General features: G+C 65.1%; 27 protein-coding genes. 12 read left to right on the top strand and 15 right to left on the bottom strand.

The genetic code is table 11. From position 1 onward, the window contains the following. Positions 1–46: 46 nt before the first annotated feature. Complete coding sequence (locus P9217_RS11725) at positions 47–310, bottom strand: YMGG-like glycine zipper-containing protein (RefSeq protein ID WP_066991674.1); 264 nt, start codon at positions 308–310, stop codon at positions 47–49. Between the two features lie 235 nt (positions 311–545). Then, positions 546–956 (bottom strand): DoxX family protein, encoded by a 411-nt coding sequence (locus tag P9217_RS11720; protein ID WP_278085965.1) that lies wholly within the window; start codon positions 954–956, stop codon positions 546–548. 141 nt (positions 957–1097) lie between these two features. Between P9217_RS11720 and P9217_RS11715 the strand changes: the two genes are divergently transcribed. Then, positions 1098–1505 carry an ACT domain-containing protein gene (locus P9217_RS11715; protein ID WP_278085966.1) on the top strand — a complete coding sequence of 136 codons (408 nt, stop codon included), beginning with the start codon at positions 1098–1100 and terminating at the stop codon, positions 1503–1505. A gap of 346 nt (positions 1506–1851) precedes the next feature. On the opposite strand, the gene P9217_RS11710 is transcribed toward P9217_RS11715, so the two are convergent. Both P9217_RS11710 and P9217_RS11705 read right to left on the bottom strand, forming a co-directional pair. Beyond that, entirely contained in the window at positions 1852–2886 is a 1035-nt protein-coding gene (locus tag P9217_RS11710) for an aspartate-semialdehyde dehydrogenase (protein ID WP_067323616.1), read from the bottom strand. Between the two features lie 285 nt (positions 2887–3171). Then, entirely contained in the window at positions 3172–4581 is a 1410-nt protein-coding gene (locus tag P9217_RS11705; RefSeq protein WP_278085967.1) for a glycosyltransferase, read from the bottom strand. 147 nt (positions 4582–4728) lie between these two features. Here P9217_RS11705 and P9217_RS11700 point away from each other — a divergent pair, with 147 nt between their 5' ends. Then, positions 4729–5436, top strand: coding sequence for a DUF805 domain-containing protein (locus P9217_RS11700; RefSeq protein ID WP_278085968.1), 708 nt, complete (start codon positions 4729–4731; stop codon positions 5434–5436). On the opposite strand, the gene P9217_RS11695 is transcribed toward P9217_RS11700, so the two are convergent. The 6 genes from P9217_RS11695 to leuD form a co-directional block, all read right to left on the bottom strand. Further along, the gene (locus P9217_RS11695; protein ID WP_127240947.1) at positions 5426–5923 is read right to left on the bottom strand and encodes a GNAT family N-acetyltransferase; all 498 of its coding nucleotides are present in this window, start codon (positions 5921–5923) and stop codon (positions 5426–5428) included. The two genes, P9217_RS11700 and P9217_RS11695, sit on opposite strands and share 11 nt — an antisense overlap. Before the next feature lie 5 nt (positions 5924–5928). Further along, entirely contained in the window at positions 5929–7032 is a 1104-nt protein-coding gene (gene leuB / locus P9217_RS11690) for a 3-isopropylmalate dehydrogenase (RefSeq protein ID WP_095799593.1), read from the bottom strand. A gap of 139 nt (positions 7033–7171) precedes the next feature. After that, complete coding sequence (locus P9217_RS11685; protein ID WP_278085969.1) at positions 7172–7525, bottom strand: VOC family protein; 354 nt, start codon at positions 7523–7525, stop codon at positions 7172–7174. A gap of 62 nt (positions 7526–7587) precedes the next feature. Beyond that, positions 7588–7971: a RidA family protein gene (locus P9217_RS11680; RefSeq protein ID WP_278085970.1), complete on the bottom strand. Its 384-nt coding sequence runs from the start codon at positions 7969–7971 to the stop codon at positions 7588–7590. 126 nt (positions 7972–8097) lie between these two features. Beyond that, positions 8098–9030 (bottom strand): hypothetical protein, encoded by a 933-nt coding sequence (locus tag P9217_RS11675; protein ID WP_278051876.1) that lies wholly within the window; start codon positions 9028–9030, stop codon positions 8098–8100. 73 nt (positions 9031–9103) lie between these two features. Continuing rightward, positions 9104–9709, bottom strand: a complete 606-nt coding sequence (leuD, locus tag P9217_RS11670; protein ID WP_066991643.1) for a 3-isopropylmalate dehydratase small subunit — start codon at positions 9707–9709, stop codon at positions 9104–9106. 159 nt (positions 9710–9868) lie between these two features. Between leuD and P9217_RS11665 the strand changes: the two genes are divergently transcribed. The 5 genes from P9217_RS11665 (at position 9869) to P9217_RS11645 (ending at position 12511) form a co-directional block, all read left to right on the top strand. Further along, positions 9869–10294, top strand: coding sequence for a GNAT family N-acetyltransferase (locus P9217_RS11665; protein WP_067323604.1), 426 nt, complete (start codon positions 9869–9871; stop codon positions 10292–10294). Between the two features lie 75 nt (positions 10295–10369). Further along, positions 10370–10690, top strand: coding sequence for a metalloregulator ArsR/SmtB family transcription factor (locus P9217_RS11660; RefSeq protein WP_095782759.1), 321 nt, complete (start codon positions 10370–10372; stop codon positions 10688–10690). Further along, positions 10687–11136, top strand: a complete 450-nt coding sequence (locus P9217_RS11655; protein WP_066991633.1) for an SRPBCC family protein — start codon at positions 10687–10689, stop codon at positions 11134–11136. The genes P9217_RS11660 and P9217_RS11655 overlap by 4 nt, the downstream gene beginning before the upstream one ends. A gap of 34 nt (positions 11137–11170) precedes the next feature. After that, positions 11171–11659 carry an SRPBCC domain-containing protein gene (locus tag P9217_RS11650; RefSeq protein WP_278051887.1) on the top strand — a complete coding sequence of 163 codons (489 nt, stop codon included), beginning with the start codon at positions 11171–11173 and terminating at the stop codon, positions 11657–11659. Positions 11660–11701: 42 nt separating this feature from the next. After that, complete coding sequence (locus P9217_RS11645; protein WP_278085971.1) at positions 11702–12511, top strand: DUF72 domain-containing protein; 810 nt, start codon at positions 11702–11704, stop codon at positions 12509–12511. Here the strand turns inward: P9217_RS11645 and P9217_RS11640 are convergent. The 3 genes from P9217_RS11640 to P9217_RS11630 are packed head-to-tail and all read right to left on the bottom strand — an operon-like array spanning position 12430 to position 15877. Then, the gene (locus tag P9217_RS11640; RefSeq protein WP_127215299.1) at positions 12430–13596 is read right to left on the bottom strand and encodes an FAD-binding oxidoreductase; all 1167 of its coding nucleotides are present in this window, start codon (positions 13594–13596) and stop codon (positions 12430–12432) included. The genes P9217_RS11645 and P9217_RS11640 overlap by 82 nt on opposite strands. Positions 13597–13619: 23 nt before the next feature. Then, entirely contained in the window at positions 13620–15191 is a 1572-nt protein-coding gene (locus P9217_RS11635) for a HAMP domain-containing sensor histidine kinase (protein ID WP_127215298.1), read from the bottom strand. Continuing rightward, entirely contained in the window at positions 15179–15877 is a 699-nt protein-coding gene (locus P9217_RS11630; protein WP_278085972.1) for a response regulator transcription factor, read from the bottom strand. Before P9217_RS11630 ends, P9217_RS11635 begins: the two co-directional genes overlap by 13 nt. A gap of 638 nt (positions 15878–16515) precedes the next feature. On the opposite strand from P9217_RS11630, the gene P9217_RS11625 reads away from it, so the two are divergent. Beyond that, positions 16516–17397 (top strand): CoA ester lyase, encoded by an 882-nt coding sequence (locus tag P9217_RS11625; RefSeq protein WP_164749198.1) that lies wholly within the window; start codon positions 16516–16518, stop codon positions 17395–17397. Positions 17398–17453: 56 nt separating this feature from the next. Next, positions 17454–17660 (top strand): DUF1737 domain-containing protein, encoded by a 207-nt coding sequence (locus P9217_RS11620; protein ID WP_095776719.1) that lies wholly within the window; start codon positions 17454–17456, stop codon positions 17658–17660. Between the two features lie 25 nt (positions 17661–17685). Here the strand turns inward: P9217_RS11620 and P9217_RS11615 are convergent, their stop codons facing one another. Then, positions 17686–18123 (bottom strand): metallopeptidase family protein, encoded by a 438-nt coding sequence (locus tag P9217_RS11615; protein ID WP_066991616.1) that lies wholly within the window; start codon positions 18121–18123, stop codon positions 17686–17688. 183 nt (positions 18124–18306) lie between these two features. On the opposite strand from P9217_RS11615, the gene P9217_RS11610 reads away from it, so the two are divergent. From P9217_RS11610 to P9217_RS11600, 3 genes are read left to right on the top strand one after another with little or no spacing between them, the layout of a single operon-like run. Continuing rightward, complete coding sequence (locus P9217_RS11610; protein ID WP_278085973.1) at positions 18307–19407, top strand: hypothetical protein; 1101 nt, start codon at positions 18307–18309, stop codon at positions 19405–19407. Next, positions 19349–20824 carry a DUF6504 family protein gene (locus P9217_RS11605; protein ID WP_095799585.1) on the top strand — a complete coding sequence of 492 codons (1476 nt, stop codon included), beginning with the start codon at positions 19349–19351 and terminating at the stop codon, positions 20822–20824. The genes P9217_RS11610 and P9217_RS11605 overlap by 59 nt, the downstream gene beginning before the upstream one ends. Continuing rightward, complete coding sequence (locus P9217_RS11600) at positions 20821–24153, top strand: error-prone DNA polymerase (RefSeq protein ID WP_278085974.1); 3333 nt, start codon at positions 20821–20823, stop codon at positions 24151–24153. Before P9217_RS11605 ends, P9217_RS11600 begins: the two co-directional genes overlap by 4 nt. 23 nt (positions 24154–24176) lie before the next feature. On the opposite strand, the gene P9217_RS11595 is transcribed toward P9217_RS11600, so the two are convergent. Further along, entirely contained in the window at positions 24177–24419 is a 243-nt protein-coding gene (locus P9217_RS11595) for a Trm112 family protein (RefSeq protein WP_067323589.1), read from the bottom strand. Between the last annotated feature and the right edge of the window lie 68 nt (positions 24420–24487).

Here is a 24487-nt window from a genome sequence, read left to right as displayed (position 1 = left end):
ACGGCGGGCCAACCCCGCCGTTCTTTTGGTCAGGCCTGTTGATACCTCAATATCCCGACGGGCAACGAGCAATATAAACGCGCCCGTAGCGGTCCCGATAACGGCACTTGCCGCTTTCGCTGGCACGGCCGATCAACGCGCCTGCCACGGCGCCGACAGCGCCACCGACCACTGCGCCCTCGACCGGGTCATTGGCGACGGCCGCTCCGACCGCAGCACCGCCCAAGCCGCCGATCGCCGCTCCTTTTTCCGTCTGCGAACAGGCGCCCAGCGCCACCGTCAGCACCAGAATGGTAATCGCTTTCTTCATTTCAGTTCCTCTCTCACGGGATCGCCGTCCTCGCCGCCAAGCTTTAACTCGCAAACGGCTAATTTGATCCCGAAGGGAACGAATATTGCTGTTTCGAAGGCAGGCGCGGGTTGCGCCAACCGGCCTCGACAGCATTGAGAGTGCTCACGAATTAGCGTTCGGTAACGCAGCTTGGCAACCCGGCTTCGAAGCCTTGCGGTCGCCGCAGCCGGTGGAATCACCAGAACGAACCGGCTCAGCGGCTGAACGGGATCAGCGCGTGCACTCTGGGGTCGCGCAGATAGAGCCCGCCCCACAGGACAACAGCGAGATAGACGCCGAAAAGCGTGTGCGAAAGCAGCGGGTTGCCGATGCGCACATGCGTGGAAATTGCGCCGCCCATATAGGCGGTGAGCAGGATGGCGCCGAGCACGGACGTGCGCGGCAGCGCATAAAGCACAGTCGAGATCAGGCCGACGATGCCGAGCAGCCGCGCGGTGTTTGGGTCCTCCGGCCAGCCGAGCTGCGCCATCGTCTCGGTGACGATCTGCAACGGCGGCAGCTTGATGACGCCGTCGAAGATCATGAAAAGGATGACAATGGCGCTAAGCGCGCGCCCGGTCCACAAGGCGCCGTTCGAGACGGGAGCGGTTTCTGAAATGCTCATTGGTGTTCCCTCCTTGGTTGGAGCCTGGCTGTTTTGCCAGCTTCGAGCCAAGGACGGCGGGCAGGGCGGCGATCCGACAAGGGCCGGTGCGCTTTTTTCGAACGCATGATTGAGTGAGAATGCATGCCCGAAGGAGAGAGAATGACCGGCGAGACCAATCTCCAAAGACTACTGGCGTCGATGACGCCGCAACTGCTCCCCGATGTCCATGTTTTCGCGACGCTGGCGCCCGGTACAGCCGTACCGGACGGTCTTGATCCGGTCATGCAGTTTCGCGAGCGGGAAGGTCTGACGTTGATCGTGTCGGAGTACCAAGCGAAGGTAGCCGGCCTCGCCGGCACGTTCCGCTGCCGGATGATCACGCTCGACATCCATTCGTCGCTCGACGCCGTCGGCTTTCTGGCCGCGATCACGACGCGGCTCGCCGCTGCCGGCATGGGCGTCAATCCGGTTTCGGCCTTTTACCATGACCATCTGTTCGTCCCGGCGGAGCGGGCGGACGAGGCGCTCGGCCTCCTGCGGCAGCTGGCTGCGGAGAGCAGTGGCTAGCGCCTCAGCACATGGAAGCAGCGGGCATCGCTCGTCACACCCATTGCGGCGCCACCCTCATCCTCCTGCCGCGACCTTTCCCGTGAACGGGAAAAGAGAGCTATCGGCGGAAGGCCGCCCGCGACGCGCGGCCCGTGAGCGAGAGCCCAACGGCCGAAGGCCGAGCCCGCGACCGCGGGCCGCCGGTCGTCCGGCGCCCTCGCGGAGGCCCAGCCGCGAAGCGGCGGTGCGGCCCGTGAGCGAAAACAAAACGGCCGAAGGCCGAGCCCGCGACCGCGGGCCGCCGGTCGTCCGGCGCCCTCGCGGAGGGCCAGCCGCGAAGCGGCGGTGCGGCCCGTGAGCGGAACTAAGCCGCCTTCTTCTTCGGCTGGATCAGGCCCCGCTCGACCAACAACTCGGCGATCTGGACGGCGTTGAGCGCCGCGCCCTTGCGCAGATTGTCGGAGACGACCCACATCGACAGGCCGTTATCGACGGTCGAATCCTCGCGGATGCGCGAGATGAAGGTGGCGTCCTCGCCGGCCGACTCGAGCGGCGTGATGTAGCCGCCGTTCTCGCGTTTGTCCAAGACCTGGCAGCCGGGAGCCTCGCGCAGGATCTCGCGCGCCTCGTCGGCGGTGATCGGCTTCTCGAACTCGATGTTGACGGCTTCCGAGTGGCCGATGAACACCGGCACGCGCACGCAGGTCGCCGTCAGCTTGATCTTAGGATCGAGCATCTTCTTGGTCTCGGCGACCATCTTCCACTCTTCTTTGGTGAAGCCGTCGTCGAGGAAGACGTCGATATGCGGGATGACGTTGAAGGCGATGCGCTTGGTGAACTTCTTGACGTCGACCTGGTCGGCGACGAAGACCGCGCGGGTCTGCGTGAACAGCTCGTCCATGCCTTCCTTGCCGGCGCCGGAGACCGACTGGTAGGTGGCGACGACGACGCGCTTGATGGTGGCGACATCGTGCAGCGGCTTCAGCGCCACGACGAGCTGCGCCGTCGAGCAGTTCGGATTGGCGATGATGTTCTTGCGCGAGAAGAGTTCGACCGCGTCCGGATTCACCTCCGGCACGATCAGCGGCACGTCAGGGTCGTAACGGAAGGCCGAGGAATTATCGATGACGACGCAGCCCTGCTTGCCGATCTTGGGCGACCACTCCTTGGAGACATTGCCGCCGGCCGACATGACGCAGATGTCGGTGTCGGAAAAATCGTAGGTGTCGAGCGCCTTGACCTTCAGCGTGCGGTCGCCGAAGGACACTTCGGTGCCCTGGCTGCGGCGCGAGGCCAATGCCACCACTTCGCTCGCCGGGAAGCCGCGCTCGTCCAGAATGTTGAGCATTTCGCGGCCCACATTGCCCGTGGCGCCGACTACCGCAACCTTGAAACTCATCGAAATCTCCTGTCCCTCCCCGCTTGGTTGTTGGAGAAAACCCGCCGGCCTCATGCGGGTTCTGTCCCCCAGGCCGAACCCGGGAGAGGGTGGTTAGGCCAAGGGAATCACACCGTTTTGGTGGTGGTTTTGGCCGTAGTTTTGCGAGAACGGACGGACGCGTCGAAACGCCCGGCCCGATGCTGTGCATCGTGGCTGGGGGCATCGAATGCCAGAAGAGCCAAATGGCCGCGCATTGAAGACGATCCCGTTCGCTGCCGGCTTTTACGCGCTTTGCGTAAAGAGTCAATTGGCGCAGGCTGCTGCCGCCTTGAGCCCGGCCTTTATCGCCGCCCAGCTTTCGGCAGGCGATGTCGGCCTGTGCTCTTCGGCGATACGGCCGGCCAGCAAATCGCGCCAGGCACCGTCGTCTGTCATCCGTCGGATTGCGCGATACCAGCCGATCTGGTCGGTCGAACCGACAGCGGGCATCAGGCCGCCGGTCGCTTCGATCAGCGACGGCGTGGTCGAGACGATGACCGGGACTCCGAAATCCAGACACTCCGAAGCGGCATAGCCCCAGCCCTCGATATGCGAGGGAAAAACGCCGAAGCTGGCACTTCGATAATAGCCGATAAGCTCCTCGTCGCTGACCGGACCCGCGAAGACGATCTTTTCTTTCAGCCCCGGATGAGCCTTGAGATAGGCGCTGAGCTCCTCGACCATCCAGCCCCAGCGGCCGACGCAGACGAGCTTCGGCAGCCGAACGCCTTCGTCGAGCGCCTGCTGCCAGATGCGGGCGAGCATGATGTGGTTCTTCCGGATCTCTATGGTCGAGCAATAAAGGATGTAGGGCTCGCCAGCCTCGAGCCGCGACGTCATCCTCAGCCGCGCGGCCCTCTCATGCAGCAGCGACGGCATTGGGAAGCGATGGACGACCGGCAGATCTATTCCGGCCTTGCGCATGTGATCGCCTAGCATCGTCGCCGCGGTCTCGGAGGTGCAGAAGGCCGCCGCGCCGGACCGCACCAGCCGTTCGAGATTGGGCCCGAAGGCGGCCTGCCATCTGTTCTTTGCGACAAGGTCGGGCCGCATGGTCGGGATCATGTCGTGGCAAAGAAAGGCTATGTTGTCGGGGCCGGCGCAAACCGCCGCTAACTTTTCGCCGACCAGCAGCTGATTGCTGATCAGCACCGTTCGACGATCGACATTCTTCGTCGGCTGCGCCGCATCGCCCCGAAGCAAACCCGCCCGGAGACCGGCTCGCCTAGAGAAGCGATAGGCCCGCAGCAACAGCTTCGACACCGTGAAGGTGAAGCCGGGACGGCCGTTCGTCACCATTCCCGCAAGCTGGCGATCGGCTTCACTCTTGGCCATTGGATGGCGCCGCACCGATTGGAACCCCTGCCGCAACGCGGCAGCGGCTTGCGGTCGCGGCCGCTGCCGGAACGGCGCGATCTCGCTGACACCCAACTGCTCCATCTCGAATTTTTCGAGCGCCCGGAAACGATGGCTGGAGAGATCGAGCGTCACCACCTCGACATCCGGGTCGGGATCGGCGAGCGCTGCCCTGACCATGAAGTCTTCCAGCCGCTGGATGCCGGCCAGCGCGCCGCGCCAGGCGAGCAGGCCGGTGGCGTCGATGCAGATTTTCCGTCTTTGGCCGCGGGGAGCGTCGGCCGCTTCTGGCAGCAGTGTCGAGTCCTTCTGGGCCATTGCTTCGCGGTCTATTAGGCGACTTGCGGCTTCTATCCCGATTTGCCGCCTCTGCGATAGCCGGCTGAACGCCATGGCTCTTGCCCGCCGGCCGGCGCTCATGTCAAATCGAGCAAAGGGAAAGAATTCGACGCTCGGGGGGATCTGATGCGTGGCGAAGTTCTTCACTATGACGAGCACCAGGGCTTCGGCTTCATCAGCGGCGCCGACGGCAGGCGCTACAGTTTCGCGCGCGAGGACCTGCGTCGCGAGACAACGCTTGCCAGGGGAGCCCAGGTCGAGTTCCAGCCGAACGGCGAACGTGCCGGCAATGTCTTCTCGGTCCGCGGCCGGATGATCGATCCGGTTGACAACGCCGTTCCAGTTCCTGCCCGTCCGCTGCCGGGCAGCTCGCCTGCGGGGCAGCCGCATTTCGGCCGCAACGCCGAGGCCGAAACGGTGGAATCGACCGGCCTCTGGAGCTATTTCTGGCGTGGCGTGACGACGAACTACGTCAACTTCTCCGGCCGCGCCCGGCGCAAGGAGTTCTGGGGCTTTTGCCTGTTCTGGACGATCGGTCTTGTCGTCGCCATCGGCGTCGGCTTCTCCGCAGACCTGTCGCGCGGCAACGTCGAGGGCGGCGGCGATGAGCCGGTCGTCATGTTCGGCCTGCTCGGTCTTTACGTCCTGCTCACGTTCCTGCCGTGGGTCGCGCTCGTCGTGCGCCGCTTGCATGATCTCGGCCTGACCGGCTGGCTCGCCATCCTCTGCTTCGTGCCTTATGTCGGCTGGCTCGCCACCCTGGTGTTCGGCCTGATCCCGACCCAGGCCGGCGACAACAAGTGGGGGCCGGTGCCGAGCGGAGTCAGATTCTAGCGGCCGCCGTCCTTAGTGCCTCGCCCGACAGCCTGAGGAAGATCTTCTGGCCGTGGCGTTCGGCGCCGAGCCGCTCGTAGAAGCGCAGCGCACCCTCGTTCCAGTCCTCGGCGGTGAGGTCGATGCGGCCAATGCGCTTGTCGAGGCAATAGCCGGCGAGAAAGCCGATCAGTGCCTCACCCACTCCCGCGTTTCGAGCCTCTTGACGCACGAACAAGTCTTTCAAGAACATCAGCCGCTCGAGATCGATGCCGGGATGCACGATCGCGACCGAAGCCAGGCCGGCCACCTCGCCACCCGCGAAGGCCAGCGCGAAATGCGGATAGCCCGGGCTTTCCTCGCCGAGCCACCGCCTTGCCGTGGCCGTCGCCCGGGCGTGGTCGAGCGGCGACTGCCGATAGTGCGCCGCCATTGCGCAAAGCACGGTGGCGAGCGCCTCGGCGTCCTCGGTCGTCGCCCAGCGGACGTCGACCGCCGCCTCTGCCATGGGGATCAGCCCAGGAACTTGGCGATGATGGCATCGCCCATTTCGGTGGTGCCGACCTCGGTCATGCCCTCGGACATGATGTCCTTGGTGCGCAGGCCGTCGTCGAGCACGGCGGCGATCGCCGCTTCGAGCTTGTCGGCTTCCACCGTCATGCCGAAGGAATAGCGCAGGCACATGGCGAAGGAGGCGATCATGGCGATCGGATTGGCGACGCCCTTGCCGGCGATGTCGGGCGCCGAGCCGTGCACCGGCTCGTAGAGCGCCTTGCGCTTCTTGGTCTTGACGTCCGGCGCGCCGAGCGAGGCCGACGGCAGCATGCCGATCGAGCCGGTGAGCATGGCGGCGATGTCCGAGAGCATGTCGCCGAACAGATTGTCGGTGACGATGACGTCGAACTGTTTTGGCCAGCGCACCAGCTGCATGCCGCCGGCATCGGCCAGCATGTGGTCGAGCTTGACGTCGGCATATTTCGCCTGATGCGTCTGGGTGACCACCTCGTTCCACAGCACGCCCGACTTCATGACGTTGCGCTTTTCCATCGAGGTGACATGGTTCTTGCGCGTGCGTGCCAGCTCGAAAGCGACGCCGGAGATACGCTCGATCTCGAACGTGTCGTAGACCTGGGTGTCGATGCCGCGCTTCTGGCCGTTGCCGAGGTCGATGATCTGCTTCGGCTCGCCGAAATAGACGCCGCCGGTCAGCTCGCGCACGATCAATATGTCGAGGCCCTCGACCACCTCCTGCTTGAGCGAGGAGGAGGCGGCCAAAGCCGGATAGCAGATCGCCGGACGCAGGTTGGCGAACAGCTCCATGTCCTTGCGCAGGCGCAGCAGGCCGGCCTCGGGGCGCACCTCGTAGGGCACCTTGTCCCATTTCGGCCCGCCGACGGCGCCGAACAGCACGGCATCCGCAGCAACAGCCTTTTCCATGTCGGCATCGGAGATCGCCGCGCCATGCGCGTCGTAAGCGCATCCGCCGACCAGCCCCTCGTCGGTGGCAAACCCGCTGCCGAGCTTCGCGTTCATGGCCGCGATCAACTTCTTCACTTCGGCCATGGCCTCGGGGCCGATGCCGTCGCCGGCGAGCAGGAAGAGATTTTTCGAAGCCATGGAGAACCGTCCTGGGGAGAGAATTGAACCGCGGTCTTGCTAAACGCCGGGCGGGCTGCGCGCAAGGGGACGAGCCTCGAGTTCCTTCACACCCCCCTCTGCCCTGCCAGCATCTCGCAAGAGGCCGGTACGCGCGCCATCACCGATGCGACAGGATATTCACCAGCCGCCCGAACGGATCGCGCACATAGAAGCGCCGCACGCCCCAGGGCTCGTCGGCCGGGCCGTATTCGACGGCAAAGCCAGCCTTGCGCATGCGGTCCAGCGCATCATCGACATCGTCGACCTCGATCGAGAGGTCCGGCACCGGCGTGCCCGACCCGCCTTGCGACATGAAGCTGATCTGGACGGCCATGGTCTGCTGGGAGCCGTACGTGGCAATCCAGCCCATATCCATGAGCTGATCGAGGCCAAGCACGCCCTGATAGAAGGGCTTTGCCGCCGCAATGTCGGGCGTTTCGATATTCGCGACGATGCGTCTGACCTTGACCATGGGCCGCTCCTCGCTCCACGCCGTCGTTGTGCCCAGCCGCTTCGCAGCCTGGGCGACAGGCATCAGACAGTGCGCCTGAGCGCCGTCACCTCGATCTCGATCTTCATCTCCGGCTTGTTGAGCTGGCAGACGATCATCGTCGCCGCCGGGCGGATGTCCCCGAACGCCTCGCCGAGTATCGGGAAGACCACGTCAACATAGGCCTGGTCGGTAATATAGTAATGCGCCCGCACCACATCGGCCATGTCGAAGCCGCCGTCGGCAAGGGCCTTGGCGATGGTGGCAAGACAATTGCGCGTCTGCGCCTCGACCGTGTCGGGCATCGTCATCGTGGCATAGTCGTAGCCGGTCGTTCCGGAGACGAAACACCAGTCGCCCTGCACCACCGCGCGCGAATAGCCGGCGGTTTTCTCGAAGAGGGAACCGGTGGAGATCAGCTTGCGCATGGGGCCTCGCAGGATTTGTTAGGTCATTCTGAAACGCATCCACAGCCCAGTCGTGAGCCAGACAACGCGATGCTGGCGGGACAGAGGGGAGGCGCGAAGGACGCAAGCTGGCAATTGACGCTCGGGCTAATTCCCCTGCGTGTCGTCATACGCCTTCTTGATATCCGCCGGCCAGTCCTTCACCGGCGGCCAGGCATTCGGCTCCCCATTGTCGCCGCGGCGGGCGAAATAGACCTTGTGCTTGACCGGGTCGACCGCCATGAAGCCGTCATTGCCGCCGCAGTCATGCGGCACGCAGCCGGTGGCATAGAAGGCGCCGGAAGCGGTCTTTTCGGTGCCGCCGCCGACCAGCAGGCTGGTCGCCATGTCGGGCATATCGTCGCCCAGCAGCGCCTGCGCCGCCTTGTAGACCGCTTCGTTATGGAACGCGTCGATGATGTTGTCGTATTTCGACGCATCGACGTCCTTCCAGTCGGTGCCGGGTTCCGGCGTGTAGGTCAGGTTTCCGGAGGTCGTCAGCCCCTCGGTCGGCGACCATTGCAAGGCCGGCTTGGTTGCTCCGGGCAGCAGGAAAGGCACAAAATAGATGGCGTCGTCGGAAACCGCGGCCGGCGGCGCGCCGCATTCGTCCTGCTCGACCGTCGTGGTCCGGATCTCGCCGTCCTTCGGTTTCCAGACGATGACCTTGGCCGGGCCGCACTGGTTGCCGCCGTCGCCGACATCGACCAGCGCCACGTTGACGTCGCCGATCTTGACGATCCTGTCGAAGGAGACGTCGTAATTGCTGGCCAGCTGCTTGCCGTCATAGGCGAGCATCTTCTCGCCGTCCTGCTCCGGCTGCGTGATGGTGAGCTGGCCGTCCTCGAACGGGATCGGCGCCTGTTTGTCGGTGTCGGCGGGAGCGGCGTCAGAAGTGCTCGATGCGCCTTGATCGGCCGCCCCTTGATCGGCGGCGGGCTGGTCGGAAGGCGCGGGCGCCTGCGGCGCCGCGGTCGCCCTGGACACCGCCAGAAGGATCGCCGCCAAGGCGCAGGCGCCGGCCAGAAGCGGGCGTGTCATGACTGTCCCTCCGTTCAGCCACACGAACCCGGCCGCTTGCGGCCGGGCTATCTATCACAAGTGCCTCAGCCGTTCAGGCCCAGGGGCGCAGCTCGGCGTTCTTCTTCTCGAAGGACGCGATGGCGCCGGCCTTCTCCATGGTCAGCCCGATATCGTCGAGGCCGTTCAAGAGGCAGTGACGCTTGAAGTCGTCGAGATCGAACTTGACCACGCCGCCATCCGGGCCGCGGATCTCCTTGGCTTCGAGGTCGATCGACAGCGTGGCGTTGGAACCGCGCGAGGCGTCGTCCATCAGCTTGTCGAGGTCTTCCGGGCTGACCGTGATCGGCAGGATGCCGTTCTTGAAGCAATTGTTGTAGAAAATATCGGCGAACGACGTCGAGATGACGCAGCGAATGCCGAAATCGAGCAGCGCCCAGGGCGCGTGCTCGCGGCTCGAGCCGCAGCCGAAATTGTCGCCGGCGACCAGGATCTGCGCCTTGCGATAGGCCGGCTTGTTGAGCACGAAATCCGGGTTCTCCGAGCCGTCGTCCTTGTAGCGCATCTCGGCGAACAGGCCGGTGCCAAGCCCGGTGCGCTTGATCGTCTTCAGATAATCCTTCGGGATGATCATGTCGGTATCGACGTTGACGATCGGCATGGGCGCCGCGACGCCGGTGAGCTTGGTGAATTTGTCCATGGTCCTTACCCGTCTTCTCTCTGCGGGGAATTTTGCGCACGGCTTTACACAAAGCCGGCGGCAAATGAAAGGCAACTGTTGTCGTGTGGCTTGGGCGATCGAACACAAGATCGGGATCGGCTGCTTTCAAAATCCCGGCCGATCGGGCACCTTGGCTGCATGACGCCGACTTCGAAGGTCCTTTACGCAAGCGAGCCCACGCTCGATGTCGGCGAATTCCGCCGCGTGCTGGTGGAATCCGGCCTCGGCGAAACACGGCCGGTCGACGACGAAGCTCGACTGAAGGCGATGCTCGGCAATGCCAATCTGGTGCTGACGGCACGGCTCGATGTCGACGGCAGGCCGCTTCTCGGCGTCGCGCGCGGCGTCACGGACTTCTCCTGGGTGTGTTATATCTCCGAGCTCGCCGTATCGGCTTCGGCGCAGGGGCTCGGCATCGGCAAAGGCCTGATGGACGAGGCACGCCGCCAGCTCGGCACGTCCGTCGCCATCAGCCTGATCTCGATGCCCGACGCCGTCGGCTTCTACGAGCGCATCGGCATGAAACGCATGCCCGACGCCTTCTGGTTCTCCCGCAAGCGCTGACGCCATTCACCGGCAAGTGATCGCTCGACCTGTCGCAACGCTTGACATGCAACCAGTTGGTTGCATATTAAAGTCATGAGCATGGATGCCGTCTTTCGCGCCTTGGCCGACCCGACCCGCCGGCAATTGCTGGACAGCCTCTATGCCAGGAACGGACAGACGCTGAACGCGCTCTGCGAACGGATGGACATGACGCGCCAGGCGGTGACCAAACACCTGGCAATTCTCGAGGAGGCGAACCTTGTCGCCACCGTTCGCCGCGGCCGCGAGAAGGAGCATTACCTCAACCCCGTGCCGATCAACGAGATCGCCGAGCGCTGGATCGGCAAATTCGAGCGCCATCGGCTGGATGCCTTGAGCGACCTGAAGAAACGACTTGAAAGGGAAGAGCCGTGAGCGACAACACTTTCGTCTACGTCACCTACATCCGCACCACGCCCGAAAAGCTTTGGACGGCGCTGACCGATCCGGAGTTCAACCGGCAGTTCTTCCTCTGCTCCTACCAGGAGAGCGACTGGAAGGTGGGTTCGAGCTGGAAGCTGATCTTCCCGGACGGCCGCGTGGCCGACTCGGGCGAGATCCTCGAGATCGATCCGCCCCGGCGTCTGGTCATCAAATGGCGCAACGAATGGCTGCCCGAGGTGAAGGAAGACGGCTACACGCGCTGTACCTTCACCATCGAAAAGGACGGCGAGCTGATGAAGCTTGCCGTCACCCACGAGGCCGACGGCCCGCACCGGCTGATTCCGAACGTGTCCAAGGGCTGGCCGCTGGTGCTGGCGAGCCTCAAGAGCCTGCTGGAGACCGGCAAGGGTTTCGAGCGCCCGCCATCGAAGGTCTGAATCAGGTATTGAACGGCCGCGGAGGAGGTTGGCAATGATACTGCCGCATGGCTGGCCGCGCGCCATGGCGAACACCGAGACGGTCATGGCTTCGGCGGAACTTCCCGCTTCGCCGCAACAAGTCGTCACCGCGCTTCTCACCAGCGACGTCGAGCGCTGGTGGGGGTCGGCCGAGACCTACCGGGTGATCGGCTGGGCCGCCGATCTGCGCGTCGGCGGATCGTGGCGCGTCATCGTGAGGACGGCCGACGGCAGGACCCTGCCCGCCAGCGGCAGCTTCCTCGAGATCGAGACGGGGCGCAGGGTCGTGCAGACGAGGCGCTACGATTGGGATCACCCGACGCTCGGCCGTCACGAAACGACAGTTGCCTATCTGCTGGAACCGACCTCTGCCGGCACGCGGCTCACCGTCTGCCATGGCGGCTTCGCCGGCTTCCCGGACGCCGCGGCGGAGCACGCCGAAGGCTGGGCGCGCGTGCTCGGCTGGCTACAGGCACATCTGGGCTGCCGCCTCGCCGCCTGAGCCCCACCTTGACCTGCAGGCGCGCCTGTCCAGATTGTCGACATGGCCGAAAACAAACCTTTTGTCGGAACAGCCGGATGGACCATACCGGCAGCGCACAGGTCCTCTGTTCCGGCGACGGGCTCGCAATTGGAGCGTTACGCTTCGCGTCTTCCTGTCGTGGAGATCAACTCCTCCTTCTACAAACCGCATCAGCGCGAAACCTATGAGCGCTGGGCGTGCTCGGTCCCGGATCATTTTCGGTTCTCCGTTAAAGTGCCCAAAGCCGCGACTCATGAGCGCCGCCTCATAGATTGCCATGATCTTCTGGATGCTTTCATGGGCGAGGTCGGAGGTCTCGGTGAGAAGCTGTCCGCCCTCTTGGTCCAGCTGCCGCCCAGTCTGCAATTCGACAGGCAGATAGCCAAAAAGTTCTTCGCTTTGTTGCACGACAAGACCGACTGCCGCTTGGTCTGCGAACCGCGTCACGCCAGTTGGTTCGAGCCGGGAGCAGACGCTTTGCTGAGCCGCCTCTGCGTCGGGCGCGTGGCGGCGGACCCTGCCTCAGTTCCCGCCGCTTCCGCGCCCGGCGGCTGGCATGAGCTCGCCTATTTCCGCTTTCACGGCGCGCCGCATGTCTATTTTTCGGACTACGACGCCGGCCGGCTGCTGGAAATCAGCGCCCAGCTCGCCGACGCGGGCGCCTCAGCCACCGAGGTGTGGTGCATTTTCGACAATACGGCGCGCGGGCATGCGCTCGGCAACGCGCTGGCGGTCGATGCGATTATGCGTCAGATGACGTTCAATTCCCTGAACGCCCGCCCCGCCGCGACGCGCTCATATCCGAACGCCGTGCAATCGATCGTCCGATAGCCGCCATGCACGATGAGTTCCGAGAGCGCCTTGCCCACCGCCGGCGCCTGCTGCAGGCCATGGCCGGAGAAGCCGTTGGCGAAGAGGAAGTTTTCCACCTCCGGATGCGGCCCGATAACCGCGTTCTGGTCGAGCGTGTTGTAATCATAATGCCCGACCCAGGCGCGCGTCGGCTTGATCGCCTCGAAGGCTGGGACGCGGGTGGCTAAAGTCGGCCAGATCACGTCCTCGAACAGCGGCCACTCGACCTCGAAATCGTTTGGATCGGGTGCATGGTCGCCTTCCTCCGGCTCGGCGCCGCCGGTGAGATAGACCGAGCCTTCCGGCCGCACATAGATGCCGGAGGGATCGACCAGCAGCGGCATGTCGGCATATTTTTCCCGTGCCTCGAAGACGAAGACGTTGCGCTTGCGCGGCTCGACCGGCAGCGCGAGCCCCGCAAGGGCGGCCACCTTGCCGGCGTTCGGACCGGCGGCATTGACGATGATACCCGCCTCCAGCGTCTCGCCATTGTCGAGGGCGACGCCGGTGACGCGACTGCCCTCGCGCGCGATACCGGTGACCGACGCGGTGATAAAGTCGATCCTCCTCTCGCGCAGCGCCTTACGGAACAGCATCAGCAGCGCATGCGCGTCGAACCAGCCCTCGCCGCCGCGGCCATAGGCGCCCGCGGAAATGCCTTCGGTTGAAAGCCAGGAGAAGCGGCGGGCGAGCTGGCCAGCATCCTCCAGCACGATATCGGCGCCTTCGGCGATCTGCGCCTCGTGATTGGCCTTGAGGATCGGCAGCCCCGCCTCGCCGGCGAGGATCAGATAGCCGCCCTCGCGAAAGCCGATATCGGCATCGGCGCCGAAAGTCTCTTTCAGTCGCCGGAACAGCTTCAGCGTGAATTGCGACAGGCGGATGTTTTCAGGAATGGAAAATTGCTGGCGGATCGAGGCCAGGGACAGCGTCGTCGCCGCTTGCGAGAATTGCGGATCGCGCTCGATCAGCGCGATGGAGCCGGTAAAACCTTCTTCGCGCAGATAGTAGGCGACCGAGGACCCGACGATGGCGCCGCCGATGATGACGATGTCGTAACGCACTTTGTTCTCCGATTCACCGGTCCTCACGCGACCGGCAAATTGATCTCGAAGCGCGCGCCGCGTTCGGAGTCAACCAGCGTTATCGTGCCATCATGCGCTTTCAGGAGGGCCAGCACGATGCCGAGGCCCATGCCGGTGCCGCCGGCCTCGCGTCTTGTGGTGAAGAACGGCTCGAATATTCTTGCGCGATTGGCCGCCGAAATGCCGCCGCCGTCGTCGTCGACGTGGAGGGCCACCCTTTCGCCCGCCTTTTCGGCGCCGACCGTCACCTGCTTCGCGCCGTGCCGTGCGGAATTGTCGACGAGGTTGGCGAGCACGATCGCGAGATTCTCGCCCGAGATGCCGAGGCCGATATCGCTGCCCGATTCGACGCGTACCTCCAGCCTGGCGTCGACCGGCAGCAGCGCCAGCGCCGCGCCGATTGTCGTGCTTTCGCCGCTCGGCGCCAGGTTTTCCGCGCGCGCCAGTTCGAGCAGCCGGCGCACCAAGAGATTGAGCCTCCCGGCATCGGTGACGATGTTGTTGGAAAAACGCCGTCGCTCGTCCTCGTCCATCGTCCCGCCGGAATCCCTGAGCAGCTCGGCCGCGCCCTGGATCGCCGTCAGCGGCGATTTCAGCTCATGCGAGACATGGGTGGCGAAGGTCTGGATGCTGTCGGAGCGCGCCTGGAGTTTTTGCGCCATGTCGAGGAAGGCGGCCGACAGCGCCGCCATCTCGCGCGTGCCGTGATGGGCGAGCGGCCGCATTGCCTCGCGGTCGCCGGCGGCGATGCGTTTGGTGCGCTCGATCAGCGCGTAGATCGGCCGGCTGACGGTGCGGATGAACACCAGCGCGATCAGCAGCGTGCCGCCGAGAATCGCGATCGCCGCGAGCGTGACCTTGCCGCGCTCGCCATAGAGATGTTTCACGATGTTGTTCGGCGTCCGCGACATATAGACCACGCCGGCGACCCTGCCGTCGAGCTCGACCGGCAAGGCGACGAAGACGCGCACCTTGGTGCCGCGACTCACCGAATAGAGCGGCGGCGGCGGCTGGTCGGGGATCCGCAGGCGAAGCTCGCTTGCATAGGCGCCTGCGAGCGCCTGCCGCACCTCCTCGACCGCAACGAAAGACTGTCCGACCTCACCGCCGCCGGCAATCACCACGCCATGCGGATCGAGCAGCCGGAAGCCGGCAAGCGTTGTCTTCTGCGCCTCGTCCAGAATGCCGTCGAGCTTTGCGCCTATGGCCGCGAAGTCCGGATCGGCGGTGGCGGGAACGGCCGCCGGTCGCGACGGCATGACATTGTCGGAGGCAAGGTCGAGCTGCGGCTCGATCGGCTGATAGGGGTAATTATTGTCCCTTGCCGGATCCGCCGAGATCGGCGTTCCCAACCGTTCCGGTGCAATGCCGGCCGCGCGCACCGCATCGGCATAGACGGCGGCAATCACCGCGCCCTGTGCGATGAGCTCGCCCTCGGTCTGGCGGATCAGCTGGTTTTCATAGAGCCGGAAGAAGAACAGGCCGACCAGCGGCAGCGCCATCACCACGATCAGGATGGCGACGACCACGGTGGCGAGCCTGGGCCGCCATTTCTCCTTGCTCAGCCACCGCATCGGCCGAGCCGGAAGCCGACGCCATGCACGGTCGCGATCGCATCCGAACAGCCGACCGCCGCCAACTTGGCGCGGATGTTGCGGATATGGCTGTCGACCGTGCGTTCCGAGACATGGATGTTGGATTGGTAGGCATTGGCCATCACCGCATCGCGGCCAAGCACATGCTGCGGGCGGCCAAGAAAACCTTTCAGAATCGCGAACTCGATCGCTGTTAGGGTGAGCGGCTTGCCTTCAAAGCTCGCAGCATGACTTGCCGGAACCAGCACGAGCTTGCCATGCGCGAACTGACCGTCGTCGGCGTCTTCCTCCACCACCGCCGGGCGCGCCCGCCGCAGGATGACGTTGACGCGGGCAACCAGCTCGCGTGGGCTGAACGGTTTCGTCACATAGTCGTCGCCGCCCATTTCAAGGCCGAGGATACGGTCGATTTCTGCATCGCGGGCCGACAGGAACAGCACCGGCACGTCGGAGCGCTGCCGCAGCCTGCGGCAGACCTCCAGCCCGTCCATCTCCGGCATGCCGATGTCGAGCACGATGAGGTCGGGCGCGCGGCGTTCGACCGCTTGCAGCGCGGCGGCGCCGTCGGCGACGGCGGCCGTCTTCATGCCGGCCTTTTCCAGCGCGAAGCAGATGATCTCGCGGATATGCGGATCGTCGTCGGCGACGAGGATGTTGTGCGGCATGGAATCGGCAGCTCGCTGAATACGGTTTTGTCATGACAGGATTAGCAAGCGGGCCGTGCTTGTCGAGAGCGCGCAAAGGCCGCCAGTCGTGAAAGCTGGCGTCAAGACCGAACCGTCCCGAGCGCCGCCGCTCGCATGGCATGTCGCAGCCGTGATCTTGGGATGAAAGGAAGCATGACCGCCGTTATGCGCGGCCTCTGCGGCTCGACCAACCACCAGCCTTCGTTGCGGAGGCGCCGGGGCAGGGACCAGCGGGATCTGTGATGTGTTCGCATGCCGCCTGTTTCGCCGGCGGCTGCGGAAAGCGCGCGGCGGATTGGAGGAGGTTTTCCGCAAGGATTTGCAGATTTCGTGCAGGAGCAAAGTCGTTTCAGGCTGGCGCCGCCTCTCACCTGCCTGCCGGCATCCTCTCCCCGTATAGTGACGGGGAGAGGGGCGCTGCCATCGCCGGCTTCGCCAATCGCCAGCATTGCAGGAGCCGACATCGCGGCCAGGCCCTTTCTCCCCGTCACTATACGGGGAGAAATGCCCGGCAGGGCAATGAGGGGCGGCGCCGGCTTCGACAATTAGCCAGAACGCAAATGAGTTCTATGGTGCCGCGCCTTGCCTCGCCCGCTGCAGGCCGGCATAGATCGGCCATGACCTCTGACACCTACCGCCCGCGCCGCTCCGTGCTCTACGTGCCCGCCTCAAACGACAAGGCGCTGGCCAAGATCGCCTCGCTCGCCTGCGATACCGTCATCATCGACCTCGAGGATGGCGTGGCGCTGGCCGACAAGGTTTCCGCCCGCGACAAGCTTACCGGCATCCTCGCCGCGCGGCCGGCGCGCCGCTGCGAGATGGTGGTGCGCATCAATCCGCTCGGCAGTGAATGGGGCATCGACGACCTGTTGACCGTCGCCAAGGCAGAGCCCGACGGCATTCTTTTGCCCAAGATCGGCACGCCGCGCGACATCCTCGAGGCCGGCGACCTGCTCGACGACAATTTCGCCCCAGATACCGTGAAACTCTGGGCGATGATCGAGACGCCCAAGGCGCTGCTCAACGTCGGCGCCATCGCCGAGCTTGGCCGCGATCCCTCTTCCCGCCTCGCTTGTTTCGTCGCCGGAACGAACGATCTGGTGAAGGCAACTGGCATTTCGGCAACGCCCGACCGGCGCTATCTCACGCCCTGGCTGCTGCAGCTTGTGCTCGCCGCCCGCGCCGGCGGCCTCGACGTGATCGACGGCGTCGCCAACGATTTTCGCGACCTCGACGCCCTCGCGCGGGAATGCGCCGAGGCGGCCGCCATGGGTTTTGACGGCAAATCGCTGATCCACCCCGCCCAGATCGAGCCCGCGAACCGCGCCTTTGCGCCCGCGCCGGAGGCGCTGGCCAGGGCGCGGGCGATCAGGGAGGCGTTCTCACGGCCCGAAAATGCCGGCAAAAGCGTCATTGCGCTGGACGGCCGCATGGTCGAGCGGCTGCATCTGGCGGATGCCGAGAAACTTCTGGCGAAGGCCGCAATCATCGGCGCATGATGCGCTCGAGCGATTCCAGGAAAGATAGACAAGCATTGGTCACGACAGGGTCGAAAATGAAACTCTACCGCTTTCTGTCCGGTCCGGACGATTCCACTTTCTGCCATAAGGTGACGGCGGCCCTGAACAAAGGCTGGCACCTGTTCGGCTCGCCGACCTATGCCTATGACAAGACGACCAAGTCGATGCGCTGCGGCCAGGCCGTGGTGAAGGATATCGAGGGCCAGGAATACACCTCGGACACCAAGCTCAGCGATTGGTAGGAAAGGACGGCAGCCCTCTCATTCGTCACCCCGCCGCTGCCTGCTCGGCCGCTTCCTCGATCCGCTCCATGTCGTCGTCCGACAGGCCGAAATGGTGGCCGATTTCGTGGATCAGCACGTGGGTGACGATGTCGCCCAGCGTCTCCTCGTTCTCGGCCCAATAGTCGAGGATGGCGCGGCGGTAGAGCGTGATGCGGTTCGGCCCCTCGCCGGTTTGCGGGTTCCAGCGCTCGGCGATGCCGCGCCCCTCGAACAGGCCAAGCAGATCGAAGGGCGTCTCCAGCGACAGGTCGTCCATGATCTCGTCGGTCGGAAAATCGGCGATCTGGATGATGATCTCGCCGGTGAGCTTGCGGAACTCCTCCGGCAGATGGGCGTAGGCCTCCAGCGCCAGAAGTTCCATCTCATCCATCGATGGCGAGAGTTGGTCATGCCAGATGCGGGTCTTGTAGATGCGGGCCATGAGGTTTCCTTTGACCTCGGCATATAGGCTTTCGCGCCTGTCGAGGCAAATGGGCCGGCTGGCTGGATCTTGGAAGCTGAAAAGCAGAAGGAATAAATTCCTTGCGACTCCGCTTGACTCTTCCAGGCCCCTCTGGAATCTATAAGAACATAACAGGAACAACTACTGCCGGAAGTGAACGTCATGGCGATAAGCGTCGTGGCGCGGGAAACTGTTTTTGCCCTGCGCCGCCAGATCGCGAAGATCGAGGGAACGCTGCCCGAGCGCCTGGAAGCGCCGGCTTCCGGCGCGCCAAAAGCGATTCCAGGAACAGTGCGAAGCGGTTTTCCGTCCGGACTTGCAAAAAAACAAATAGCTGGCGATGCCGCGGGATCGGATGTCACCCCCGAAATCACCATCGTCCGGCGCAGCCTCGCTGTGGCCTCGCCGGATGCCTTCCTGCATACCGGCATAGAACGCCTCGATACTGCCCTCGGCGGCGGCGTGCCCAAGGCGGCGCTCAGTGAAATCCATGGGTTGGAGACCCGCGATGCCGGCGCCGTGGCCGGCTTTGCGCTGTCGCTCGCCAGCCTGATCCTCAAACAGAAGCAGGGCCTGCCGGTCCTCTGGATCGGAACGGCGGAGATTTTCCGCGAGGCCGGCTTTCCCTATGCCAGGGGCCTCCACGCCTTCTTCGGCATCGAGCCCGAACAATTGCTGTTTTCCGAAGCGCCGAAACTGGTCGACGCGCTGTGGATCGCCGAGGAGGCCGCCCGCATGACGGCCTTCGCCGCCGTCATCCTCGAGATCCGCGGCAGCCCCCGGCTTCTCGACCTTACCGCGACGCGGCGGCTGCACGCCCGCGCCCAGAGCGCCGGCCGGCCAGTATTTTTGCTGCGTCAGGCCGGCCAGGCCGAGCCCACCGCGGCGCCCGTGCGCCTCATTGTTTCGGCAGCGCCCGCGGCGAGCCGCGAAACGCTCGCCGGCGCGCTGGCCGGCTCGATCAACCGCCCCGCCTTCACCGTCGATATCGGCAAGAGCCGCACGGCCCTGCCCGGACAATTCACACTGGAGTGGAACCCCGATGAGCACGCTTTTGCCGAAAGAAGGCCCGAGGAAGAGCGGGCAACGAATTCTGTCGCTGTGGTTCCCCTACCTTTGCGCGGAGCGGATCCTGCGCCAGCGTCTGGGGCGGTCCTGGCGTTCCCGGCCCTCGCATCCCCTGCCCCCATCTTACCCACCGCTTGTGATCAGCCATCGCGACAGCAACGCCCAGCGCATCGCAGCCCTCGACGAGCGGGCTGAGGCGCTGAAGCTGAAGCGCGGCATGGGCATTGCCGACGCGCGCGCCATGCATCCGTCGATCGATGTGGTGGAGGCCGACCCGGAGGCCGACCGCCGCCTGCTCGAAGGCCTCGCCGACTGGTGCGACCGCTACACGCCGCTGGTGGCGATCGACGGCGAGGACGGGCTGTTTCTCGACGTCACCGGCTGCACGCACCTGTTTGGTGGCGAGCGGGCCATGCAGGACGAGATCCTCACCCGTTTCTTCCAGCAGGGTTTCGATGTTCGCGCCGGCCTCGCCTCGACGCCGGGCGCTGCCTGGGCGGCGGCGCGCTTCCACGGCGACCGCATTGTGGCCGGCGGCGAGGAGGCGGCGCTGCTTTCGCCCCTGCCGCTTTCGGCGCTGCGCATCGCGCCCGAAACCCGCGCCAGCCTGGAAAGCGTCGGCCTGCGCACGGCGGGCGCGGTGATGGCCGCACCCCGCGCGCCGCTCGCCCGCCGCTTCGGCGCCACCTTGCTTCTGCGCCTCGACCAGGCGCTCGGCCGGCTCGACGAGGCGGTGTCGCCGCGCCTTCCCGTGGCGCCGCTCTCGGTCGAGCGCCATCTTGCCGAGCCGATCGTGCTCACCGACGACATCGAGCGGCTGGTGAGCCGGCTTGCCGTGGCCTTGAAGGCCGACCTCGAGCGCCGCGGCGAAGGCGCGCGGGCGCTCGCCCTTCTCCTCTTTCGCGTCGACGGCCTCGTCAGCCGCATCGCGGTCGGCACCTCGCGCCCCATGCGCGAGCCGCAGCTGATCCGAAAGCTGTTTCACGAACGGCTGACCGCGCTGGAACAGACCATCGATGCCGGCTTCGGCTTCGACCTCGTGCGGCTGTCGGTGCTTTCGGTCGCCGCCTTCGACATGCTCCAGGGCGACCTTGCCGGCGAGACAAGCGACGATGACGCCGACATCGCTTTATTCGCCGACCGCGTGCGTGCCCGTCTCGGCGAAGCCGCCGTGCTGAAGCCGGTCATCGTCGATAGCCACCTGCCGGAGCGCGCCGTTACCACGGTTCCTTTCGCAGAGGCGCCGCAAAGGCGCATGCCGCCGAAGCCCGACCGGACAGCACCTCCGATGACCATCTTCCCGCCGGAGCGGCCGGTACGGCTGTTCCGCTCGCCCGAGCCGATCGAGGTGCCGGCGACCGAGATCCCCGAGGGCCCGCCGATGAATTTCCGCTGGCGGCGCGCGCTTTATCGCGTCGCCCGCGCCGAAGGGCCGGAGCGCATCGCCGCCGAATGGTGGCGGCAGCTGCCCGGCGAGGAAGAGGCGCCGACGCGCGACTATTACCGCATCGAGGACAGCGAGGGGCGCCGCTACTGGCTCTACCGCCAGGGCCTCTACAGCAGCGCCTCGCAGGCCGCGCCGCGCTGGTTCATGCACGGCGTCTTCGCATGAACGCGCTGACCGCCATCCCCTATGCCGAGTTCGGCATCCAGTCGAACTTTTCCTTCCTGCGCGGCGCCTCCAAGCCCGAGGAGCTGGTGGTCACGGCGAAATTCCACGGCTTTTCCTCGATCGGCCTTGCCGACCGCAACACGGTCGCCGGCGTCGTGCGGGCCTGGCAGCAGGCCAGGGTCGAGAAGCTGCCCTATCATCCCGGTTGCCGCCTGGTTTTTTGCGACGGCACGCCGGACATTCTGGCTTACCCCCGCGACCGCAAGGGCTGGGGACATCTCTGCCGCATGCTGACGCAGGCCAATCTGCGCGACGAGAACGAGAAGGGCGCGACGCTGCTCGAACTCAACGACCTTCTCGAATGGGGCGATCTGATGTCGCTGGCGATCCTGCCCAACCTGTCGGGAGGCGCGGAAGACAATCTGACGCTCATTAGCCGGCTTAAAGATCGTTTCGGCGCCGCGCTTCGGCTTGCCGTGGCGCCTGATTACGGCGGCAACGACCGCTTCCGTATCGAGCAGGCGGCGGCGATGGCCCAACATCTGCACATCCCGCTGATGGCGACCAACGACGTGCTCTATCATGCCGCCGACCGCCGCCCGCTGCAGGACGTGCTGACCGCGATCCGCCTCAACACGCCGGTTTCCGAGGTCGGGCTGGAGCTGACGGCAAATGCCGAGCGTCATCTGAAGACGCCGCTGGAGATGGCGCGGCTTTTCCGCCGACACCCTGAAGCGCTGGCGGAGACGCTGCGCTTCGCCGACGAGCTCACCTTCTCGCTCAGCGACCTCGAATACAATTATCCGGACGAGCCGACGGAATCCGGCCTCGGACCGCAGGCCGAGCTCGAACGCCTGGCGCGGGAAGGAGCGGCCGTGCGCTATCCGGCCGGGGTCCCGGAAGAAGTGCTGCGGCGCATCGGCAGCGAGCTCGCTCTGATCGAGCGGCTGAACTATGCGCGCTATTTCCTGACCGTCTATGACATCGTGAAATTCGCCCGCAGCAAGGGCATCCTTTGCCAGGGACGCGGCTCGGCCGCCAATTCGGTCATTTGCTTCTGCATCGGCATCACCGAGGTCGGCCCTGACCGGATCGATGCCCTCTTCGAGCGCTTCATCTCCGAGAAACGTAACGAGCCTCCCGACATCGACGTCGACTTCGAGCATGAACGGCGCGACGAGGTCATCGCTTATATTTACGAGAAATACAGCGCCAAGCGCACGGCGCTGGCCGCCGCCGTCATCAGCTATCGCGGCCGCTCCGCCCTGCGCGAGGTGGCGAAGGCCATGGGCTTGTCCGAAGACGTCCGGAGCGCTCTGTCGAGCACCATCTGGGGCTGGTCGACCTCGGAGCTCGGCGAAAGGGAAGCCAATGCCGGCGGCCTCGACCGCGCCGATCCGCTGTCGCGGCAGGTGCTGGAACGCGCCAACGAGATCATCGGCTTCCCCCGCCATCTCTCCCAGCATGTCGGCGGCTTCGTCATCACCCGCGACCGGCTCGACGAGGTCGTGCCCATCGTCAAGACGGCGATGGAAGAGCGCAAGATGGTCGAGTGGGACAAGGACGATCTCGACGCGGTCAAGATCCTCAAGGTGGATGTGCTGGCGCTCGGCATGCTGACCTGCCTGAAGCGAGCCCTGACCTTGCTCACGCATCATTATCCGAAGGCGCGTGACAAATACGGCCGGCCGCATCAGTTGAGCTCGCTGCCACCGGAGCACCCTCGCGTCTACGACATGATCTGCCGGGCCGACACGCTGGGCGTCTTCCAGATCGAGTCACGCGCCCAGATGTCGATGCTGCCGCGGCTTCAACCGCGTGAATTCTACGATCTGGTCATCGAGGTGGCTATCGTGCGGCCCGGCCCGATCCAGGGCGACATGGTGCACCCCTATCTGCGTAGACGGCAGGGCAAAGAGAAAGCCGAATACCCGAAGCCGGAATTGAAGGAGATTCTCGGCAAGACGCTGGGCGTGCCGCTGTTCCAGGAGCAGGCGATGAAGATCGCCATCGTTGCCGGCGGCTTCCAGCCGGGCGAGGCCGATGAGCTGCGGCGCGCAATGGCCACCTTCAAACGCACCGGCACGATCGGCAACTACCGCCAGCGCATGATCGACGGCATGGTCGACAAGGGCTACCAAAAGGAATTCGCCGAACGTTGCTTCAAGCAGATCGAAGGCTTTGGCGAATATGGCTTTCCGGAAAGCCATGCCGCCTCCTTCGCGCTGCTGGTCTATGCCTCCTGCTGGTTCAAGACCTTCTATCCCGACGTCTTCTGCGCCGCGATTTTGAACTCGCAGCCGATGGGGTTCTATCAGCCGGCCCAGCTCGTTCGCGACGCGCGCGACCATGGCGTGGAGGTGCGCGAGGTCGATATCAACCATTCCGTCTGGGATTGCAGGCTGGAGGGGGCCCGTTTCGATCCTTCGCGCATCCTCGAACGCCATGCCTCGATGCGCGGCGTCATCGAGACGGCTCATGCGGTGCGGCTCGGCTTCCGTCAGATCAAGGGGCTTTCGGAGGAAGGGATGGAGGCCGCCGTCGCCCGGCGCGGCGACGGCTATCGATCGGTCAGGGATGTCTGGCTGCGTTCGGGCCTCGATGTCGGCGAGATCGAAAGGCTGGCCCAGGCAGACGCCTTCCGCTCGCTCGGCCTCGACCGCCGCGCGGCGCTCTGGGAGGTGCGCGCGCTGGACGGCAGGAGCGCAGCCGAGAAACTGCCGCTGTTCGACCAGCCCACGCTCCGCCTGCGCGAGCTGGAGCCCGAGACGAAGCTGCCGAAAATGCCGCTCGGCGAGCATGTCGTCCACGACTATCGCTCGCTCGGCCTGTCGCTGAAGGAACATCCCGTCGCCTTCCTGCGCGAGCGGCTTGACCGCGCCGGCATCACCCCTAATGTCCGCCTGCCGTCGGTGCGCGACGGCCGCCGCGTCACCGTCGCCGGCCTGGTGCTGGTGCGCCAGCGCCCCGGCAAGGGCAATGCGATCTTCCTAACGCTGGAGGACGAAAAGGCGATCGCCAATGTCATCATCTGGCCGCGCGTCTTCGACCGCTTCCGCTCTATCGTGATGGGCGCACGCTTCATCCGCGTCACCGGCAAGCTGCAGCAGGAATCGGATGTCATCCACATCGTCGCCGACAGGATCGAGGATTTGACGCCCTGGCTGAGCGTCCTCCTGCAGGAGCCGCCCACCATCGAGCATCAGCCCGCCGGGTCATCGAATGGACCGGAGCGCTCCGCGAACCGCGGCCTGCCGGTGCGGCAGCATGTCGACGCCCTGTCGGGCGCGGCGCAACAGGTCATGCCCAAGGGGCGCAATTTCCAGTAGCGGCAACCGGCCCGCCGGCGCATTCACGACGGACCGCCGAGCCGCGGCGGCGGCTTGAGAGCGTCTTCGGCCGAGATCGTGCGCGCTTCCGAAGGCAGCATGATCGGGATGCCGTCACGCACCGGATAGGCAAGCTTCGCCACGCGCGAGATCAGTTCGCTGCGCTCGGCGTCCCACGTCAACGGTCCTTTGGTAAGCGGGCAGGCGAGCAGTTCCAGCAATTTCGGGTCGACCGTGGCTTTGCGCCCGTCACGTCCGTCCGCCATCTCGCTTTTCCATTGTCCAACTGCCGCCGGCCTAAGTGTTGAGATTCAGGTCAGGCCGATTTCACCTG

The sequence above is a fragment of the Mesorhizobium sp. WSM4989 genome (assembly GCF_029625795.1).
Lineage (GTDB): Bacteria > Pseudomonadota > Alphaproteobacteria > Rhizobiales > Rhizobiaceae > Mesorhizobium.
The sequence above is the reverse complement of the archived record's forward strand: the minus strand, read 5'-3'. Positions and strand labels throughout refer to the sequence as shown.